This window comes from Nonomuraea sp. NPDC005501 (assembly GCF_040605905.1).
Lineage (GTDB): Bacteria > Actinomycetota > Actinomycetes > Streptosporangiales > Streptosporangiaceae > Nonomuraea.
The window spans coordinates 38886-57553 of the sequence record NZ_JBEXDT010000037.1; the positions used below are offsets into that span (position 1 = coordinate 38886).

Annotated in this window: 15 protein-coding genes and 1 other RNA gene; 9 read left to right on the top strand and 7 right to left on the bottom strand. The window is 70.3% G+C overall.

Annotation, left to right across the window (positions count from 1 at the left end; translation table 11 throughout):
• Positions 1–9 precede the first annotated feature (9 nt).
• The 5 genes from ABZS51_RS19630 to ABZS51_RS19650 all read right to left on the bottom strand — a co-directional run bounded on the left by ABZS51_RS19630 (position 10) and on the right by ABZS51_RS19650 (position 4829).
• Positions 10–1506: an NADH-ubiquinone oxidoreductase-F iron-sulfur binding region domain-containing protein gene (locus ABZS51_RS19630; RefSeq protein ID WP_310715721.1), complete on the bottom strand. Its 1497-nt coding sequence runs from the start codon at positions 1504–1506 to the stop codon at positions 10–12.
• A complete protein-coding gene (locus ABZS51_RS19635; RefSeq protein WP_355442708.1) occupies positions 1503–1649 on the bottom strand; it encodes a hypothetical protein in 147 nt (48 codons plus the stop codon). The genes ABZS51_RS19630 and ABZS51_RS19635 overlap by 4 nt, the downstream gene beginning before the upstream one ends.
• Positions 1646–2428, bottom strand: coding sequence for a hypothetical protein (locus tag ABZS51_RS19640; RefSeq protein ID WP_355442711.1), 783 nt, complete (start codon positions 2426–2428; stop codon positions 1646–1648). The genes ABZS51_RS19635 and ABZS51_RS19640 overlap by 4 nt, the downstream gene beginning before the upstream one ends.
• Positions 2429–2652: 224 nt before the next feature.
• Positions 2653–4188, bottom strand: a complete 1536-nt coding sequence (locus ABZS51_RS19645; RefSeq protein ID WP_355442714.1) for a DUF1996 domain-containing protein — start codon at positions 4186–4188, stop codon at positions 2653–2655.
• Complete coding sequence (locus tag ABZS51_RS19650; protein WP_310715717.1) at positions 4185–4829, bottom strand: DUF4142 domain-containing protein; 645 nt, start codon at positions 4827–4829, stop codon at positions 4185–4187. The genes ABZS51_RS19645 and ABZS51_RS19650 overlap by 4 nt, the downstream gene beginning before the upstream one ends.
• Positions 4830–4937: 108 nt before the next feature.
• Here ABZS51_RS19650 and ABZS51_RS19655 point away from each other — a divergent pair, with 108 nt between their 5' ends.
• The 3 genes from ABZS51_RS19655 to ABZS51_RS19665 all read left to right on the top strand — a co-directional run bounded on the left by ABZS51_RS19655 (position 4938) and on the right by ABZS51_RS19665 (position 11077).
• Positions 4938–5492, top strand: a complete 555-nt coding sequence (locus ABZS51_RS19655; RefSeq protein WP_310715716.1) for a sigma-70 family RNA polymerase sigma factor — start codon at positions 4938–4940, stop codon at positions 5490–5492.
• On the top strand, positions 5492–5689 hold the full coding sequence (locus ABZS51_RS19660; RefSeq protein ID WP_355442718.1) for a zf-HC2 domain-containing protein: 198 nt from the start codon (positions 5492–5494) through the stop codon (positions 5687–5689). The genes ABZS51_RS19655 and ABZS51_RS19660 overlap by 1 nt, the downstream gene beginning before the upstream one ends.
• A gap of 444 nt (positions 5690–6133) precedes the next feature.
• The gene (locus ABZS51_RS19665) at positions 6134–11077 is read left to right on the top strand and encodes an NAD-glutamate dehydrogenase (protein WP_355442722.1); all 4944 of its coding nucleotides are present in this window, start codon (positions 6134–6136) and stop codon (positions 11075–11077) included.
• Between the two features lie 57 nt (positions 11078–11134).
• Here the strand turns inward: ABZS51_RS19665 and ABZS51_RS19670 are convergent, their stop codons facing one another.
• The gene (locus tag ABZS51_RS19670) at positions 11135–12175 is read right to left on the bottom strand and encodes a hypothetical protein (protein ID WP_355442724.1); all 1041 of its coding nucleotides are present in this window, start codon (positions 12173–12175) and stop codon (positions 11135–11137) included.
• Between the two features lie 47 nt (positions 12176–12222).
• Here ABZS51_RS19670 and prfB point away from each other — a divergent pair, with 47 nt between their 5' ends.
• Positions 12223–13338, top strand: coding sequence for a peptide chain release factor 2 (gene prfB / locus ABZS51_RS19675; protein ID WP_355442727.1), 1116 nt, complete (start codon positions 12223–12225; stop codon positions 13336–13338).
• On the opposite strand, the gene ABZS51_RS19680 is transcribed toward prfB, so the two are convergent.
• Positions 13335–13526, bottom strand: a complete 192-nt coding sequence (locus tag ABZS51_RS19680) for a hypothetical protein (RefSeq protein ID WP_355442730.1) — start codon at positions 13524–13526, stop codon at positions 13335–13337. The genes prfB and ABZS51_RS19680 overlap by 4 nt on opposite strands.
• A 203-nt stretch (positions 13527–13729) precedes the next feature.
• On the opposite strand from ABZS51_RS19680, the gene ftsE reads away from it, so the two are divergent.
• From ftsE to ssrA, 5 genes are all read left to right on the top strand, one after another.
• Positions 13730–14419, top strand: coding sequence for a cell division ATP-binding protein FtsE (ftsE, locus tag ABZS51_RS19685; protein WP_185088544.1), 690 nt, complete (start codon positions 13730–13732; stop codon positions 14417–14419).
• Positions 14420–14439: 20 nt separating this feature from the next.
• A complete protein-coding gene (gene ftsX / locus ABZS51_RS19690; protein WP_355442733.1) occupies positions 14440–15345 on the top strand; it encodes a permease-like cell division protein FtsX in 906 nt (301 codons plus the stop codon).
• A gap of 99 nt (positions 15346–15444) precedes the next feature.
• Complete coding sequence (smpB, locus tag ABZS51_RS19695; protein WP_310715704.1) at positions 15445–15912, top strand: SsrA-binding protein SmpB; 468 nt, start codon at positions 15445–15447, stop codon at positions 15910–15912.
• Positions 15909–17783 carry a penicillin-binding transpeptidase domain-containing protein gene (locus tag ABZS51_RS19700; RefSeq protein WP_355442736.1) on the top strand — a complete coding sequence of 625 codons (1875 nt, stop codon included), beginning with the start codon at positions 15909–15911 and terminating at the stop codon, positions 17781–17783. Before smpB ends, ABZS51_RS19700 begins: the two co-directional genes overlap by 4 nt.
• Before the next feature lie 397 nt (positions 17784–18180).
• Positions 18181–18564: a transfer-messenger RNA gene (gene ssrA, locus ABZS51_RS19705) on the top strand.
• The last annotated feature ends 104 nt before the right edge of the window (positions 18565–18668 follow it).

Here is an 18668-nt window from a genome sequence, read left to right on the forward strand (position 1 = left end):
CGGGGCCGCTCAGCCCGTGCGCGCCATCGACGACTCGGCCAGGCGCAGCGCCAGCGCGGGGCACATGTCGACCGCGCGGCGCGCCTCCTTCGCCATCCAGCCCGGCACGGTCCGGAACGAGGGGAAGCCGTACTCGTCCAGCTCCACGAACTCCGGCAGCAGGTGCGCGCACAGCCCGTGCCCCTGGCAGCGGGTCCAGTCCACGTCCAGCCGGTACTCCGGCTCCACCTCCTGCTCCGGCAGCGGCAGCACGCCGAGCACCGGCCGGCCGCACGAGCCGAACTCCAGGTGCAGCGCGATGTCGCTCTCGAACGCGTCCAGCGCCGACAGCACGAACTTGGCCGTGCCGTCCGGGTGGAAGCACGCGCCCCGCCGCTCGACGGCCCGCACCGCCCGGCGCACGGCGTCGGTCGAGCCGGTCCCGTCCGCCAGCGCGAGGAGCTGCCGGGCGACGTCCGGCAGGCCCAGCCGGCACGGGCCGCACTGGCCGGCCGACTGCGCGGCCAGGTAGGCGGCCACCCGGGCCGCCTCGCCCAGCGGGCAGGTCGCCTCGCCCAGCGGCACGATGATCCCCGCGCCGAGGTCGGCGCCGGCCTGCTTCATGCCCTCGCGGGAGATGACCGCCGACACGGCCGCCTGGGGCGTCAGGAAGGCGCCGTGGTAGCCGCCCATCAGCACGCCCTCGCCCGGCTCGGCGTCGCACAGGTCGAGCACGTCGGCCAGCAGCGTGCCCGTCTGCGCCTCGATGACCACGTTGGTCGCGGCGCCGCCGCTGACCGTGAGCAGCACGGTCCCGGGCTCCTTGCTGGTGCCCACCTCGGCGTACTTCTCCGGGCCCAGCTCGGCGAGCAGGGCGAGCTGGGCGAAGGTCTCGGTGTTGGACAGCAGGGTAGGCAGGCCGTCCACGCCGCTCGTCGCGGCCCGCTTCTTGCGGCCCGGCGGGATGCCCTCCAGGCCGTTCACGGCGCGGACGAGTGCCCCGCCCTCGCCGGAGATGAACCGCTCCTCGATCCCGACCACGCGGATCGGGATGTGGCTCTCGGTCGCGCCCGCGACCTTGGCGGCGCGCCGCTCGGCCACGGCGGCGGCGATGGAGGACTCGGCCACCTCGCCGCGGGCGGTGGCGACGATCACCTCGCGGGCGTTCAGCGCCTCGGCGGCCAGCACGGCGCCGTCGAGGACGAGATGGGGGGCGCGGATGAGCAGCATCGCGTCCTTCGAGCTGGCCGGCTCGCCCTCGGCGCCGTTGACCAGCACCACGCTCTCGCGGGAGCCGGCGGCGTCGGCGACGGCGCGCAGCTTGCGGCCGAAGGGGAAGGCGGCGCCGCCCCGGCCGCGCATGTCGACCTCGTTCACCTCCGCGATGAGGGTCTCCACGTCGCGGGGGGCGGGCTCGCCGTGCAGCGTGCGGTGCGCCGGCAGGTCGAGCCGCCTGGTGTGGTCCAGCCCGGCGGTCAGCCGGGCGGGGCCCAGCCGCAGCACATCCGGTGCTCGGTGCGGGATCACAACGTCTCCTGGATGGTCGTCTCCTGGGGGGCGAGGAGAGAGATCTCCTTGGTGATGCGGAGGTCCCCGGGAGCGGGGGTCTCCTGAAAAGCGAGGAGCCCCGTGGGAGCGGGGGTCTCCTGGGAGGCGCGGGGCGGGATCATCCCGCCTCCCTGTACTTCCGCCGTGCGGCGGCCAGGCTGACCGGGGCGTCGACCTCCTTCAGGCGGCGAGCCGCGGGCGCGTCGGAGACCGCGGGAGTGGGCACGAGCTCCGGCCGTACCGCCGGGCGCAGGACCGTGGCCAGCACCCGGACGAGCAATGCCGACCCGACCGCCGCCAGGCAGGCCGAGTACGACCAGGTGACCCAGGCCGCGGCGTTACGGCCGGCGGTCAGCCCGTGCAGGATGGCCACCGGCCAGGCCAGGTAGGCGCCGGCGTGCATCGTCCGCCACATCCACGGCTTGCCCGTCACCGCGAAGCGTCCCCGGATGACGCCCGTCACCACGACCGCGATCATGAGGTTGGAGGCGAGGGCGCCGAAGCCCACCCAGACACCGGCCACGGGGATCACGGCCGCGGCCGGCGGGACGTGGCCGAGGCTGACCATGAGACCGATGTGGGTGAACATGTAACCCATGCCGATCGCGGCGGTGGCCCGGTGTGCGAGCTGGGCCCTGACGCGGTTCGACGGGGAGAGGAAGACGCGCTCGGTCGTGAGCAGGCCGAGCCCGACGGTGGCGGTCAGCAGCACCAGGGCGAAGACCCCGGCGTAGAACTCGAGGAAGCTCACCCCCTGACCGAACACGGACATGCCGCGGTCGGTCCTGGTCAGGGCGAAGGCCGACAGGGCCAGCGCCATGATGGCCGCGCTCAAGCCGAGCCGGACGTTCCTGGTGTCCAGCTTGGCCGGCGCGTGCCGAGGGTGTCGTCTGTGGAGCATTCTTTCCCTCCAAGGTCAGTTGAGGGTGCGCCTCGGGAGGGTCCGGGCCGTTCTGATCCTTCGCCGTCCACCCAGATCGCCCGTCCGGCGCCCGCCGGCCCGTGACCGCCGCTCCGGCTTGCCGCCGCGCCTGCCCGGGGAGGCGGGCTCGTGCGCGGTACGGCGGGAGGGCGGTGTCGGGTGGCGGGGCCGGCGGGCGACCCGGTGGATGGCGCGTGATCAGGTCAGCAGCGGCGGCCCCGGTTGATGCAGTCGACCACGAAGGACATCAGCCGGTCGGGCATGACGTTGGCGAAGTCCGCGTGGTCGGTGATGGGGTTGTGCTGCTGTTCGGGGAAGGCGTCCACGGCGAACGAGGGACCCTGCGGAACGCTGTAGGAGAGGGTCATCCGCAGCTGCGGAACAGCCTTCATACCTCCGGGGCAGGCACCGCTCTGGTCAGGGAAGACCAGGTGCGTGCGGTGGTTGGCGCTGTCGGTGTTCTGCCCGTCCCAGCAACTCGGGAAGTCCAGAATACGCAGCACCTGACTACCCCGCGGGCAAAGCGGATATTTCGTGGTGATTCGGTTCTGGAAGCCGGTGCAGCTCCAGGCCGCGCGGGCGTTGGCCCCGCCGTTCGTGGCCGCCTTGGCGTCACCGGTGATCAGTCGCAGGAACCGCGGCATGGCCGTCACCCGGGACGTCGGGTTGCCGCGGAACTGGAGCGTCACCGAGCGGGCACGCAGCACCTGGCCGACGTTGCCGTCCGGGTCGTTGACGTTCACGTCCACCTTGCGGTCGCGGAGCACCGGCCAGAAGTACGTCGACTTGTCGCCGAACCGGCACGTCGTTCCCGCCGCCGAGAGGCTCTCGTCGGTCGAGAACCCGTTCGTGGACAGGTTGCCCACGTAGTCGTGCAGGTGGTGGGCGCCGTTCGACACGCCCGGCGCGACGATGAAGTTGTCCGGGTTGTTGTGCCCGTTGCGGTTGGTGCCGCACGCGGAGACGAACGTGCCACGCGAACCGCCCCGGCCGCCACGAGGCGGGTCGATCGAGGTCTGCTGGACCTGGCGGATGTCGACGAAGTCGGTCAGGAACGGGCCCAGGTCGGCGCACTCCGCCTCGCCGCCGCCGGTGGCCGTGGGGGACGGCGTGGCGGTGGGCCGCCGGGTCGGCTGCTGCTGGTTGCCCCGGCCGCGCCGGCGGAACAGCGGGTTCGCCGACTGGGTGGGCTGGGCCGCCTGCTGGTCGTTCTGGTCCTGGCCGTTCTCGTCGGCCTGCTGGTCGCCCTGGTCCTGCCGGCCCTGGTCCTGGTTGTCCTGGTCCTGGCCGTTCGGGTCGGGTGCCGGGGAGAGCGCACCGCCGCCGTCGCCCTGCTGGTCGGTGTTCTGCTGCTGGTCGCCGTTGCGCTGGTTCGTGTTCTGCTGCCGGCCGTCGGGGGGCTGGTTGGCCTGGTCCGGGTCCTGGTTCTGGTTGTTCTGGTCCTGACCCTGGTCCTGCCGGCCTTGGTCCTGGTTGCCCTGGTCCTGCTGGCCCTGGTCCTGCTGGCCTTGGTCCTGCTGGCCTTGGTCCTGGTTGTCCTGGTCCTGGCCGTCCGGCGCCTGCGTGGGCTGCCCCTGGCGCTGGGCCCTCGTCGTCGTCTGCTCCTGGTGGCCCTGGCCTGCGGGGTCGCAGTGGTCGGCGAGCGCCGGGCTGACGCTGAAGACGGCCGCGGACACCAGACCGCCGGCCACCACGGCCAGGGCGGACATGGCCGCGGCCATGCGTCTCGACTTACTCATGGTTGTCTCCTTGTTTCGACCGCCGCGGGGGCGGGTGGAGTGGCCGAGGGGGTCGGGGGCTCGGGCAGCTCGTCGAAGTCGACCAGGCCGGTGGACTCCAGCAGCGTCATGTGCTTCATGACCACGTTCACCGCCTGCTGGGCGAACTTGCGCACCTCGCCGTTCCGGGTCCCGGATCGGACGCCCGCCACGACGGTGAAGACCTTCCCGTGCGCCGCGCGCAGCAGGTTGGCGAAGTCGCGGTCGAAGGCGGGGCCGTTCTCGGCCGCCAGTTGAGCCATCCAGCTCTGCTGGTCGGGATTGGGCTGGTCGGGCAGCGGCACGCCCAGCTTGGCCGCGAGCCGGCGGGTGACCACGTCCAGCTTGGTGTGGTCCTCCACCAGATGCATGCCGACGTCCTTGACCCGATCGGACCCCGCGCGTTCCTGCGCGTACCGTCCGACGGGTATCTCCCAGAGCCCTGCCTGCCGTACCTTGACCAGGAGGTCGCGGTCGGCCGGCCCCAGCGGGCCGGAGGGCAGCACCGTCCACTCGGCGGACACGGGCGCGGCCGACGATGGCATGACCAGGAAAATCGTCGCCACCGCGGCCACGGCGAAGCCGCCGAACATGAGGACCTCACCGCGTAGAAGCCTGTGCATGACCGGAGGTACGCGGAGCCTCCAGGACCGGTTCACTCATAGCGGCGAATAGTCAGAAATGACTGGAGTTATCGGAGTGGCTACCGGACGCATAACGAAGGTGTAAAGATGTGCCCCGTGCTAAGTCACCTCGACGGCAGGTTCGAGAGTGCGGATGCCGAGGCGGAGCATCGCATCGCGGTGCTCTACCAGGAGTTCGGCGGCCCTCTGCTGCGCCACATACGCAAGTCGACCGGTAACGATCTTCAATGGGCTGAGGACGTCGTACAGGAGACGCTCGTCAGGGCCTGGCGTAACTCGGCAAGACTGCAATGGGAACCGAGTCTCATCTGGGCGTGGCTGCTGACCGTGGCCCGCCGCATCGTGATCGACGGTCGCCGGCGCAAGAGCGTCCGGCCCCATGAGGTCGAACCCCCCGAAGTCGACATGTTGGCGGTCCCCGACGGGTCCGAGCGGGCGTTGTCGGCGATCGTCGTCGCCGACGCGCTGCGGAGCCTGTCGGAGGAGCACCGCGAAGTCATTGAGCAGACCTATCTCCGGGACCGTACGATAAGCGAGGCGGCGGAGATACTGGGGATCCCACCGGGTACGGTGAAGTCAAGGCTGTATTACGGGATCCGCGCTCTGCGCGAGCTTCTGCGGGACAAGGGGGTAGCCGGCTGATGCACGAAGAGGTGGCCGCTTACGTCCTTGGCGTCCTCGACGAAGAGGAGCTGGAGGCGTTCGAGCGTCACCTCGACGCGTGCGCGTCATGCCAGGAGGAGCTCAAGGAGCTGGCCACGCTCCCCGACCAGCTCGACGAGTTGAAGCACCACCCCTCCGCCTCCGAGGACGATCCCCCCATGTCGATGTCACGTTGACGTCTTCGCCCTTTTCGGGTGATATCGGTACGGCAAGGCATGCGTCCGGCCGACCGAAGGCCGGGCGATCTGGGGGAGGTGTTCGGTGGGGCCCGACACGGCTGCGCCCATCCTCCCGTACGGATGGGCCGGCGAAGAAGGCGGCCCGCCATCCCGCGGCGCTTTGCCGCGTCGGCACGGCACTCCCTTCTCCAAGGCGGGCGCGCCCGCCTTGTGGGATGCTGGTGGCACCGCCTTTTCCCAGCGTGGCCTGCCGCTTCACCGCGGCGGCCCCCGCATGCGGACCGGCGCCGTGCCGGACACAGAAGGTCCGGGCACGGGCGGTCCGAAGGGCCCTTGCCGTCCGCGGGCGATGACGCGCGCGTACTACTTCCCGCCCCCGTGGGAACCAGAGGCCTGGCTATGAACATGTATGGCAAACCCTCACAAAGGAGTGAGAGCGACATGCCGCTCGACGAGGCCAAGCTCGACGAGGCCAAGGACGAGTTGCTCCAGCGAGCCGCGCAGAGGTACGCGGCCGTGAGCGACCACATGAGTCCAGAGGAGGCACTGGCCCTGCTGCGGGTGTACTACCGGCACGTGGCGCCGGAGGACCTGCTCGACCGCGGCCCCGTCGAGGTGTACGGCCCGGCCATGTCCCAGCGACGGCTGGCCGCGGTGCGCCCGCAGGGCCGCGCGACGGTCCGGGTCTACACCCCCACGGTGGCCGAGCACGGCTGGGACCCCGGCCGCTCGGTGGTGGAGGTGGTCACCGACGACATGCCGTTCCTGGTCGACTCCGTCACGATGGAGCTCGACCGGCACGACATCGGCATCCACCTGCTCGTCCACCCCCAGATGAGGGTGCGCCGCGACATGACGGGCCGCATGCTCGGCCGCGGCCAGGAGGACGTCACCGGCCAGCTCATGGTCGAGTCGTGGATGCACCTGGAGATCGACCGGCAGACCGACCCCGAGGCGCTCAAGCGGCTGGAGGGCGACCTCCAGCGGGTGCTGGCCGACGTCCGGCACGCGGTCGAGGACTTCTCGAAGATGCGGGCCCTGGCCGTGCAGACCGCCGAGGACCTGTCGATGAACCCGCCGCCGCTGGAGCCGGCCGAGGTCGAGGACAGCCTCGACCTGCTGCGCTGGCTCGCCGACGGGCACTTCACGTTCCTCGGCTACCGCGAGTACCGCCTGGAGAGCACCGACGAGGGCGACGCGCTGCGCGCGCTGCCCGGCACGGCGTTCGGCATCCTGCGCGACGACAAGATCGGCTCCACCAGCTTCTCCGTGCTGCCGCCCGAGGTGCGCGCGAAGGCCCGCGAGAAGCAGCTCCTCATCATCACCAAGGCCAACTCCCGCGCCACCGTCCACCGGGCCGCCTACCTCGACTACATCGGGGTGAAGCTGTTCTCGCCCGAGGGCGAGGTCATCGGCGAGCGCCGCTTCCTCGGCCTGTTCACCCACGTGGCCTACAACGAGTCGATCTCCCGGATCCCCGTGCTGCGGCGCAAGCTGGGCGCGGTCCTGGAGCGCGCCGGGCTCGCCGCCGACAGCCACGACGGCAAGGACCTCATCGAGATCCTGGAGACGTTCCCGCGCGACGAGCTGTTCCAGACCTCGATCGACCAGCTCCTGCCGATCGCGCTGGGCGTGCTGCGGCTGCGCGAGCGCAAGCAGGTCAAGCTGTTCCTGCGCCGCGACGACTACGGCCGCTACATCTCCTGCCTCATCTACCTGCCGCGCGACCGCTACACCACGCAGGTACGGCTCAAGATGCAGGAGGTGCTGCTGAAGGCGCTCGGCGGCAGGTCGCTCGACTACAGCGCGATGATCGGCGAGTCGGCCCTGGCCCGGCTGCACGTCGTCGTGCGCGGCGAGCGGGGCAAGCAGCTGCCGCAGCCCGAGGTGGACGTCGAGGAGCTGGAGGCGCGGCTGGCCGCGATCACCCGCTCCTGGCCCGACGACCTGGCCGTGGCGCTGACCGAGACGTCCTCCGAGGAGGAGGCGCCCCGCCTGGTCAGGCGCTACCAGCAGGCGTTCCCCGAGGGGTATAAAGCGGACTTCTCGCCCGAGACGGCCGTCGCCGACGTGCGCCGGCTGGAGCGGCTGGCCGCCGGCGACGACGACGCCATCGACATCGACCTGTACGTGCCGGACGACGCCGAGGAGGGCGAGCGGCGGCTGAAGATCTACAAGGTCGGCCGCCCGATCTCGCTGTCCAAGGCGCTGCCGCTCATCCAGCGGCTCGGCGTCGAGGTCGTGGACGAGCGCCCGTACGAGATCGACACGTACCGGACGGCCGTCCCCGACTCCGCCACCGGCGTCACCCTGGAGGAGAACTCCGGGGAGCCCGGCGAGGACGTCCGCAACTGCTGGATCTACGACTTCGGCCTGCGCTTCACCGCCTCGGAGGAGGCCGCCGGCGACGACGTCAAGCGCCTGTTCGAGGACGGCCTCGTCGCGCTGTGGAGCGGCCGGATCCAGGCCGACAACTTCAACGCGCTGATCCTGCGCGCCGGCCTGACCTGGGAGCAGGTCGAGATCCTGCGGGTCTACGCCAAGTACCTGCGCCAGGCGGGCAGCGCCTACTCCGAGCGGTACATGGAGCGGGTGCTGACCGGCAACGTCCGGCTGTCGCGCCTGCTGGTGCGGCTGTTCGAGGCCCGGCTCGACCCGCGGCGCTCCGAGGACGCGCGCGCCGACCTGGCCGGCGCCCTGGAGGAGGAGATCCTGGGCGCGCTCGACGAGGTCGCCTCGCTCGACGAGGACCGGATCCTGCGGGCGTACCTGGAGATGATGCGGGCGACGCTGCGCACCAACTACTTCCAGACGGTCGACGGGCGTCGCAAGCCGTACATCTCGCTGAAGTTCGACTCGCAGGCGATCAGCGCGCTGCCGCTGCCACGGCCCAAGTACGAGATTTTCGTGTACTCGCCGCGCGTCGAGGGCGTCCACCTGCGTTTCGGCAAGGTGGCCCGGGGCGGCCTGCGCTGGTCGGACCGGATGGAGGACTTCCGGACGGAGGTCCTCGGCCTGGTCAAGGCGCAGATGGTGAAGAACACCGTCATCGTGCCGACCGGCTCCAAGGGCGGGTTCGTCGTCAAGCGGCCCCCGGCGTCCGGCTCCCGCGAGGAGGTGCTGGCCGAGGGCGTGGCCTGCTACCGGATGTTCATCTCCGGCCTGCTCGACGTCACCGACAACCTCGTCGACGGCAAGGTCGTGCCGCCGGCCGACGTCGTCCGGCACGACGGCGACGACCCCTACCTGGTCGTGGCCGCCGACAAGGGCACCGCGACGTTCTCCGACATCGCCAACGGCGTGGCCAAGGAGTACGGCTTCTGGCTGGGCGACGCCTTCGCCTCCGGCGGCTCCATCGGCTACGACCACAAGGTCATGGGCATCACCGCCCGCGGCGCCTGGGAGTCGGTCAAGTACCACTTCCGCACCATGGGGGTGGATGTCCAGAGCACCGACTTCACCGTGGCGGGCGTCGGCGACATGTCCGGGGACGTGTTCGGCAACGGCATGCTGCTGTCACGGCACATCCGCCTGGTCGCCGCGTTCGACCACCGCCACATCTTCATCGACCCCACGCCCGACGCCGCCGCCTCCTTCGCCGAGCGGCAGCGCCTGTTCGAGCTGCCCCGCAGCTCCTGGGCCGACTACGCGCCCGAGCTGATCTCCCCCGGCGGCGGCGTCTTCCCGCGCACCGCCAAGTCGATCTCCATCACCCCGCAGATGCGCGAGGCGCTCGCCCTGCCCGCCGGCGTCAACTCCCTGGCGCCCAACGACCTGATCAGCGCCATCCTCAAGGCCCCGGTCGACCTGCTGTGGAACGGCGGCATCGGCACCTACGTCAAGGCGAGCGCCGAGTCCAACGCCGACGTCGGCGACAAGGCGAACGACCCGCTCCGCGTCGACGCCGCCGACCTGCGCTGCAAGGTCATCGGCGAGGGCGGCAACCTCGGCTTCACCCAGCTCGCCCGCATCGAGTTCGCGCTCAACGGCGGCCTGGTCAACACCGACTTCATCGACAACTCCGCGGGCGTCGACACCTCCGACCACGAGGTGAACATCAAGATCCTGCTCGACCAGGTCGTCCGCGACGGCCGGCTCACCGACACGCAGCGCAACGAGGTCTTCACCTCGATGACCGACGAGGTCGCGCACCTCGTCCTGCGCGACAACCACGCGCAGAACGTGGTGCTCGCCGCCGCCCGCGCCCAGGCCGTGGAGATGCTCCACATCCACGCCCGCTACCTGCGGCGGCTCGAACGCGAAGGGCTGGTCAACCGGGAGCTGGAGTTCCTGCCGTCGGACAAGACGCTGGCCGAGCGCCGCCAGGCCCGGCTCGGGCTCACCGCGCCCGAGTTCTCGGTCCTGCTCGCCTACACCAAGCTGGTGGTGGACGCCGAGCTGCTCGCCTCCGACCTGCCCGACGACCCGTACCTCGCGTCCTGGCTGGTGTCGTACTTCCCGTCGGCGCTGCGCCAGCGGTTCCGGGAGTACATGGACGCCCACCCGCTGCGCCGCGAGATCATCACGACCTGCGTGGTGAACGAGCTGGTCAACTCCATGGGCACCACGTTCATGTTCCGCTTCGCGGAGGAGACCGGCGCCTCGACGCCCGACATCGTGCGCGCCTACCTGGTCGCCCGCGAGGTCTTCGACCTGCCCAGCTTCTACCGCCAGGTGGAGGAGCTGGACAACGTCGTCGACACGAGCACGCAGATCGCCATGCTGCTGGAGGCCCGCAAGCTGGCCGAGCGCGGCACCCGCTGGCTGCTCACCAACCGCCGCCCGCCGCTCGACCTCGCGGGCTCGGCCGGCTTCTTCCTCAAGGGCGTCAACGGCCTGCTCGCGCACATCCCCAAGCTGCTCACCGGCCCCGACCTGGCGGCCTTCGAGGAGCGCCGCGACTCCTTCGTGGCCCGGGACGTACCCGTGGACCTGGCCGAGCGGGTCGCGGCGATGGTGCCGGCCTACTCCACGTTCGACCTGGTGGAGGTCTCGGCGGTGACGGAGCGGCCGGCCAACGAGGTGGCCGAGGTCTACTTCGACCTGGCCGACCGGCTCCAGCTCGCCCGGCTCCGGGAGCGCGTCATCGCCCTGCCGCGTGACAACCGGTGGAACGCGATGGCCCGCTCGGCGCTGCGCGACGACCTCTACGCCGCGCACGCCTCGCTCACCCGCGACGTCCTGGCCCACAGCACGTCCGGTCTGTCGCCGGAGGAGCGGCTGGCCCTGTGGACGGAGGCCAACTCGGCCGCCGTCAGCCGCGCCAGGCAGACGCTGTCGGAGATCTGGGAGAGCGACAACTTCGACCTGGCCACGCTCTCGGTCGCGCTGCGCGCCGTCCGCACGCTGGTCGCCACCAGCAACCTCCCGCACGCCGAGTCCTGACTCACCGGTACGGCCCGTCCCGCCGCGGGCGGGCCGTACCGCCTCGACCGCCCCGGCTCACTCGCCCGAGGCGCGGGTGAGTGAGCCCTCATGGGCGATGACCCGGGCCGCGGCCGGAGCCGAAGCCGGGGGGACGACCGTGGCGTACTGGTGGGTCTCGGTCAGCTTCAGCGTGCGCCGGACCGTCTTGGTGTCGATCGCCCACTCGGCGTCGTCGGGCACCGGGATGCCGGGGCCCTTCTCGTCCGTCCGCGTCGTCGTGGTCGTGTTGCGCGACAGGGAGTACTGGATCAGCGCGCCGCCGTCGCGGGTGCGCAGCGCGTAGACCGGGTAGTCGTTGCCGCTGAAGATCGAGTCGTAGCTCAAGCCGGACCCCTTGGCCTGCTCGCGCTCATGGCTGATCTCCTCGGCGAGGTCGGTGGTGTAGGGGCCGGGCGCGATCAGGCCGGCCGTCACGCCGGTGGCGCCCGCCTCGGCCACGGTCGCGTGCAGGGGGCCCATGTACTGCGGGCTGATGGTGACGCTCTTGTCGCCCAGGGCCAGCGCCGTCGCGTAGCCCTCGGCGTCGAGCTGGACCGGCGGCGGGTCCTGCCCGTCGAGCAGCCGCGTGACCGCGCTGATCTGCCACTCGGCGCCCTTGGCGAAGGTCACCAGGGTCGGATGGCCGTCGCGGGTCACCAGCGCCGTGAACCACGGCGCCGGCGCTCCGGGGCCGGTCGGGAAGCGCGGAACGTACAGGACGGGCGAGCCCCATTCGTAGCGCTGCGGACGGAAGCCGGTGGACTGGTAGGCGGCGGTGGTGAGCTGGGCCTCGGCGTCCCGGGTGAGGTCGAGCGCGTCGCGCAGCGTGCCGTCGCGCAGCTTGGGCGCGGCGGCCCGCAGCACGTCGTCGGTGGCCGTCAGCGTGGAGAACACCTCGCCGGCCTGCGCGGGCGTGACGGCCGGCAGCGGCAGCGCCGGCGCGGCGGACGCCGAGGAGGTGACAGCGGCGCCCGTGGGGGCCGGCACGGGCGCGGCCGGACCGCTCGAACAAGCGACCGCACCGGCCAGCAGCCCGCCGGCGAGCGCCAGCGCCTTCAGCCGACCGTATGCACGCACCTCGCCATGTTATTCGGGCGCGCGAGGGTCGCGTACCCTTGGGAGACGTGGCAGTCATCGATCCGGCAGAAGAGATCAACGAGCTCGCGGGCACGCTCCGGAGCATCCAGGACGTCCTCGACCTCGACGGGATGCGCAAGCAGATCGAGGAGCTGGAGCAGCAGGTGGCCGCCCCCGACCTGTGGGACGACCCCGAGCAGGCCCAGAAGGTCACCAGCAAGCTGTCCCACCTCCAGAGCGAGCTCAACCGGGTGGACGGGCTGGCGCGCCGGATGGACGACCTGACCGTCCTCTACGAGCTGGCCGCCGAGGAGGCCGACGACGACACGCGGGCCGAGGCCGACAAGGAGCTGGCCACGCTGCGCTCCGACATCGGCGCGCTGGAGGTCCGCACCCTGCTGTCGGGCGAGTACGACGCGCGCGAGGCGCTCGTCACGATCAACTCCCAGGCCGGCGGCGTCGACGCCGCCGACTGGGCCGAGATGCTGCTGCGCATGTACCTGCGCTGGGCCGAGCGCAAGGGCTACCCGACCGAGGTCTACGAGACCTCCTACGCGGAGGAGGCCGGCATCAAGTCGGCCACGTTCACGGTCAAGGCCCCCTATGCCTACGGCACGCTGCGCGGCGAGCACGGCACCCACCGCCTGGTGCGCATCAGCCCGTTCGACAACCAGGGCCGCCGGCAGACCTCGTTCGCCGGCGTGGACATCGTGCCGGTCGTCGAGCAGACCGACCACATCGACATCAACGAGGACGAGATCCGCGTCGACGTCTACCGCTCCTCCGGCCCCGGCGGCCAGGGCGTCAACACGACCGACTCGGCGGTCCGCATCACCCACCTGCCGACCAACATCGTCGTCTCCTGCCAGAACGAGCGCTCCCAGCTCCAGAACCGCGCGACGGCCATGGTCGTGCTCCAGGCCAAGCTGCTGGAGCGCAAGCGCCAGGAGGAGGCGGAGAAGATGTCGGAGCTGCGCGGCGCCACCACCACGTCATGGGGCACGCAGATCCGCAACTACGTGCTGCACCCGTACCAGATCGTGAAGGACCTGCGCACGGGCACGGAGGCGGGCAACCCGACGGCGGTCCTGGACGGCGACCTCGACGGGTTCATCGAGTCGGAAATCCGGTGGATGCGCCGGCAGGAGTCGGAGACCGCCTAGAGACGGCTCAGGTGCTCGAGCACCAGGGTCAGGAACAGCAGCGCGAGCAGCAGCCCGACGATGAGAGCGGGTGACAGCCCGGCGAAGCCGTGGTTGTGCAGCCGCTCGCGATTGGCGCGGCACAAGGCACAGCGCCCCTCGATGACGGGGTGGGCGCACTGCGCGCAGACGAGGTGTTGGCAACTCATGTCAGCCCCAAGTGTAGCCGCACAATCGTTTTGTTTCCGTTATGGACGTTCCATGCCAGTCTTCCCCCTAGACTGTCCTCTGGCCAATCGGAACGTCGATCATTGGTAAAACCTGGCGTCCCCGATAGCCGCGCGGCGGGAAGTGGGCATGTGCCACCCTCGCTTCCGTCCTGACCCCTAGACTGGCATGCCGTGATGCTCTCGTGATCCATTTCGATAATGTCACCAAGGTCTACGCGAACCAGAACCGGCCCGCGCTCGACCACGTCTCGGTTGACGTGGACAAGGGCGAGTTCGTGTTCCTCGTCGGTCCCTCGGGATCAGGCAAGTCCACGTTCCTGCGCTTGGTACTCAAGGAGGAGCGACCCAACTCCGGCGCCATCCACGTCGCCGGCAAGGACCTGGGCCGCCTCTCCAACTTCAAGGTGCCGCACCTGCGCCGCCGCATCGGCTGCGTGTTCCAGGACTTCCGCCTGCTCCCGAACAAGAACGTCTACGAGAACGTGGCGTTCGCGCTCGAGGTCATCGGCAAGCCGCGGCGGTTCATCCGCAAGGTGGTGCCCGAGGTCATCGAGCTGGTCGGCCTGGAGGGCAAGGCGCACCGGATGCCCGACGAGCTGTCCGGCGGCGAGCAGCAGCGCGTCGCCATGGCCCGCGCGTTCGTCAACCGGCCGATGATCCTGCTGGCCGACGAGCCGACGGGCAACATCGACCCGGCGACGAGCATCGGCATCATGAAGGTGCTCGACCGGATCAACCGGACCGGCACTACTGTCGTCATGGCCACGCACGACGCGGCCATCGTCGACTCCATGCGCAAGCGTGTCGTGGAGCTGGAGGACGGCAAGATCGTCCGCGACCAGTCGCGTGGCGTTTACGGCCAGGCGTACTGACAGGGAGCAGCAGGCAAACCATGCGGGCGAATTTCATCTTCTCCGAGGTCTGGATCGGCCTCCGTCGCAACCTGACCATGACGATCGCGGTGGTGATCACCGTGGCGGTCGGCATGGCGATGCTGGGCGTCGGCTTGATGATCAACGCCCAGGTCGGCATGATGAAGGACTTCTGGTACGACAAGGTCGAGATCTCGGTCTTCCTCTGTGACAGGACCTCGCCCGCCGAGTCGTGCGGCGGCAAGGCCATCACTCCACAGCAGACCGCGGCGCTCAAGGACAAGCTCCTCAAGACCACCGGCGTCGCCGATGTCATCTACGAGGACCAGACGCAGGCCTACGAGAACTTCAAGCAGACCTACGCCTCCAACAAGGCGCTGCTCGCGGCCACGACGGTCAAGGACATGCCGACCTCGTTCCGGGTGAAGCTGAAGGACCCCGACATCTACCAACCTGTCATCCAGGCGATGCAGGGACAGCAGGGCGTCTCTCAGGTGATCAACCAGAAGGAGCTGATCGGCAAGTTCTTCGGCATGCTGGACACGCTCAGATCCGGGGCCCTCACGGTGGCCATCATCCTGGTGCTCGCCGCCGCCCTGCTGATCGGCAACACGGTGCGGCTGTCGGCCTTCAACCGCCGCCGCGAGACCGGGATCATGCGACTGGTCGGCGCCTCGAACCTGTACATCCAGCTCCCGTTCGTGATGGAAGGCATGATCGCCGGCCTGATCGGCGGCGTGCTGGCCGCGGTCATGCTCATCGTGGCGAAGGTCTTCATGTTCGAGGAGCTGAGCCGGTTCGTCGCCATCGGCGCCGAGCTGGGCTGGGACCAGGTGGCGCAGGCCATCACGCTGACCATGGTGATCGGCGTGGTGATCTGTGTGCTGGCCTCGTTCGTGACGCTCCGCCGCTATCTCAGGGTCTGAGCCGTGTTCATGGTCGCACTCCCGACGGACCTCCGTTGGCATCGCAGGCTCGCTCTCTGCGGTCCTGCTCGTCGCTCCGGACGCCGGTAAGGTCGAGGCATGCCACGTGAGACGGGGCGGAAGGTCATCGCCCAGAACAAGCGTGCTCGGCACGACTACCATGTCGAGGACACCTTCGAGGCGGGTCTGGTGCTGCAGGGCACCGAGGTCAAGTCCCTGCGCGAAGGACGCGCCTCGCTCGTCGACGGTTACGCCAGCATCGACGACGGAGAGGCGTGGCTGCTCAACGTCCACATCCCCGAGTACACCCAGGGGACGTGGACCAACCACGCCGCGCGCCGCAAGCGCAAGCTGCTGCTGCACCGCAAGGAGATCGCCAAGCTGGCCGCCAAGACCAAGGAGGGCGGCCTGACGATCGTGCCGCTCTCCCTGTACTTCAAGGACGGCCGGGCCAAGGTCGAGATCGGCGTGGCCCGGGGCAAGAAGGACTGGGACAAGCGGCAGTCGCTGGCCGAGCAGCAGGCCAAGCGGGAGATGGCCAGGGCACTGCGCCACCGCAACCGATGAGCCGTTCCCGTCTTCGCCGTACGCTGTCCGCGACGCTCGCCGTCGCGGCCGCGTCCACCACCCTGACCGGGTGCCTCGACGAGTCGTCGCCGCACGACGCGCTGCGCGACTTCCTCGTGGGCTGGCAGACGGGTGACTACACGCTCGCCGCCCGCCGTACCGACGGCGACGAGGCGGCGGTGCGCAAGACGCTCTCGGACGTGAAGGTGGAGCTGGACGCGGCGTCCTTCCGCTTCAAGATCAAGCGCGTCGGCCTGAACGGCGACGAGTCGCGGGCCGACTTCCGGGCCGAGGTCGACCTGGGCGAGAACAGCCCGCTCTGGGTCTACGACGGCACGCTGCCGCTGCACCTGGTCGACGGCGTGTGGAAGGTGCGCTGGTCGCCCTCGGTCATCCACCCGCAGCTCAAGGAGGGGCAGCGGTTCGCGGTGGACCCCCAGGCCATCCAGCGCAAGCCGATCGACGACCGCACCGGTCAGTCGCTGCAGACCTCCCAGGTGGTGTACGTGGCCGGGGTGCGCCCGTCGCAGCTCGGCGCGCGGGCCGAGGAGGTCGTCCAGCAGCTGTCGAAGGAGACGGGGTTCGCCCACGACCGGCTGCTCAACCGCATCCGGTCGTCGCCGCCCAACGAGTTCGTGCCGCTCGCCCACTTCGGCAGCAAGCGCTACCAGCAGCTGAAGGACAGGCTCGGGCAGATCGCGCAGCTCACGGTCCAGCCGCAGGAGCAGCCGTTCGCGCCCAAGGAGCCCAAGGACATCGTGGGCAAGGTCAGCGCGCTCACGCCCCAGACCGAGCAGAAGCTCGGCGGGCCGCAGCGCGCCGGCGACTCCGTCGGCCAGAGCGGCCTGCAGAAGGCGTACCAGGACTACCTGACCGGCTCCACCCAGACCCGGGTGGTCATCCTCGACTCCAAGACCGGCAAGGAGGTCGCGCTGCTCAAGGAGTGGCCCGGCCGCAAGAACCAGCCGGTCAAGACCACCATCGACAGCTCCGTCCAGGAGGCCGCCGACCGGGCGCTCTCCGAGGGCGAGGCGGGCGCCCTCGTCGCGGTGGACAAGTCGACGGGGGAGATCCGGGCCGTCGCCACGAGCGGGATGAACCAGGAGAAGGACGCGCTGGCCGGCAAGTACCCGGCAGGCACCGCGTTCTCCATCGTGGCCACCGACGCCCTCGTCAAGGCGGGCGTGAGCACCAGGCTGCGGCTGGCGTGCCCGGCCGAGCGCACGGTCGGTGGCGCCCGGTTCGTCGAGACCGGCCAGGTGAGCGGCGTGTCAGAGGCGGCGCCGACGTTCCAGGAGAACTTCGCCAAGGGCTGCGTCACCGCGCTGGCCTCCCTCGCCCGCCGCGTCGACGCCGGAGCGCTCGCGCGCAGCGCCCAGGCGTTCGGCATCGGGCAGCCGTGGCAGCTCCCGCTCAAGTCGTTCAGCGGCTCGCTGGGGGAGCTCAGCAGCGACGCCGACAAGGCCAGGGCCATCGCGGGGCAGAACGTGCAGGTCAGCCCGCTGTCCATGGCGCTCGTCGCGGGGGCCGTGGCCTCCGGCACGTGGCGGCCGCCGGTGCTCGTCACCGACCCTGTCTCGCCCGACCCGGCCGGCGAGATCACGCCCGTACCCGCGCCGCGGCCGGTGCCGCTCGACCCGAAGGTCCGCACGGCGCTGACGGCGATGATGCGGGCCGGCGCAGCCGGCACGCCCGCGCAGGCGGGCGACGGCACCGTGTACGGCGTGACCGCGCCCGCGGGCGAGGAGGAGAGCCGGCAGCGGTGGTTCGTCGGCTGGCAGGGCGACCTGGCGATCGCCGTCCTGGCCAAGAGCTACGACCCGGCGGCCATCGCGGGCGAGTTCTTCGGCGCCCTGCGCGACCAGACCTGATCGCCCGCCCCCGGGTGAGGGCGCTCATGTCGTTCCGTGACCAGGTGCTGGCGCAACGCTGACACGAGGGAGCAACCCGGCGGGCCTCCGGTGGCGTCTTACAGAGTGACTGGGCCGCTCGGGGGGTTGCGGTTCCAGTCATCGCGATGAGACCAGGACTTCATCTCGGGGGAAGTCCTGCCGTCGGACCGGCTCGACCCTGCCGGTCGGCCCCCGGGGGCGTGCGCTTCAGGCCGCGCCCCCGGGGGCTTCGCGCGCCTTCGGGCGGGTGTCACGCGCTTTCGGCGGTGAACACGCGGCGGACTCCGGGAATCAAGTTGGCATCGGAGCCGTTATCAAGGGTATCTTCATGTTGCGCGGCCGCCGCGAGAGCGGGGATCGTGTTGACAACTGCACAGGGGGTGACTGGCTTCGACTTCGACTTTGCAAGTCAGGTGAAGCGGGCCGAGGACTGCGGACATAACCTCGTTAATCCTGTGACCGCAAACAACAAGTGCCAATTCCAAGCGCACTGAGGTCGGCCAGGGTTCCCTGGCTCTCGCTGCCTAAGTAGCGAAACCTCTGTCAGCCCGGGAGCGCCTTCGGCCCGGTGTCTGACATCGTTAGAAGGCTCAACCGATCAACCCGGCCACGGGGGCGATCGGGAAATCTCACAGTGGCTGAGCCCGTCGGCGACTCGCCTGCGTGATCGCCGGGGCTGAGAAAAGCACAGCAGGCTGCGCCCGGAGAAGCCCTGTCTTGGGGTTGAAGGACGCGGGTTCGATTCCCGCCACCTCCACAAGATCAAACCGCCCCTCACCTGCGTCATCATCGCAGGTGAGGGGCGGTTTCCTGCGTTTCGGGGCGCTGGCCTGCGCCCGAGCTGATCGGGGGACCGGTCATCGC

Excerpts from the sequence above, each read along its gene's own strand:
- ABZS51_RS19655 (WP_310715716.1), top strand. The coding sequence starts at position 4,938 with ATGTGCCCCGTGCTAAGTCACCTCGACGGCAGGTTCGAGAGTGCGGAT.
- ABZS51_RS19700 (WP_355442736.1), top strand. The coding sequence starts at position 15,909 with ATGAGCCGTTCCCGTCTTCGCCGTACGCTGTCCGCGACGCTCGCCGTC.
- ftsX (WP_355442733.1), top strand. The coding sequence starts at position 14,440 with ATGCGGGCGAATTTCATCTTCTCCGAGGTCTGGATCGGCCTCCGTCGC.
- smpB (WP_310715704.1), top strand. The coding sequence starts at position 15,445 with ATGCCACGTGAGACGGGGCGGAAGGTCATCGCCCAGAACAAGCGTGCT.
- ABZS51_RS19680 (WP_355442730.1), bottom strand. The coding sequence starts at position 13,526 with ATGAGTTGCCAACACCTCGTCTGCGCGCAGTGCGCCCACCCCGTCATC.
- ABZS51_RS19635 (WP_355442708.1), bottom strand. The coding sequence starts at position 1,649 with ATGATCCCGCCCCGCGCCTCCCAGGAGACCCCCGCTCCCACGGGGCTC.
- ABZS51_RS19640 (WP_355442711.1), bottom strand. The coding sequence starts at position 2,428 with ATGCTCCACAGACGACACCCTCGGCACGCGCCGGCCAAGCTGGACACC.
- ABZS51_RS19660 (WP_355442718.1), top strand. The coding sequence starts at position 5,492 with ATGCACGAAGAGGTGGCCGCTTACGTCCTTGGCGTCCTCGACGAAGAG.
- ABZS51_RS19645 (WP_355442714.1), bottom strand. The coding sequence starts at position 4,188 with ATGAGTAAGTCGAGACGCATGGCCGCGGCCATGTCCGCCCTGGCCGTG.
- ABZS51_RS19665 (WP_355442722.1), top strand. The coding sequence starts at position 6,134 with ATGCCGCTCGACGAGGCCAAGCTCGACGAGGCCAAGGACGAGTTGCTC.
- ABZS51_RS19650 (WP_310715717.1), bottom strand. The coding sequence starts at position 4,829 with ATGCACAGGCTTCTACGCGGTGAGGTCCTCATGTTCGGCGGCTTCGCC.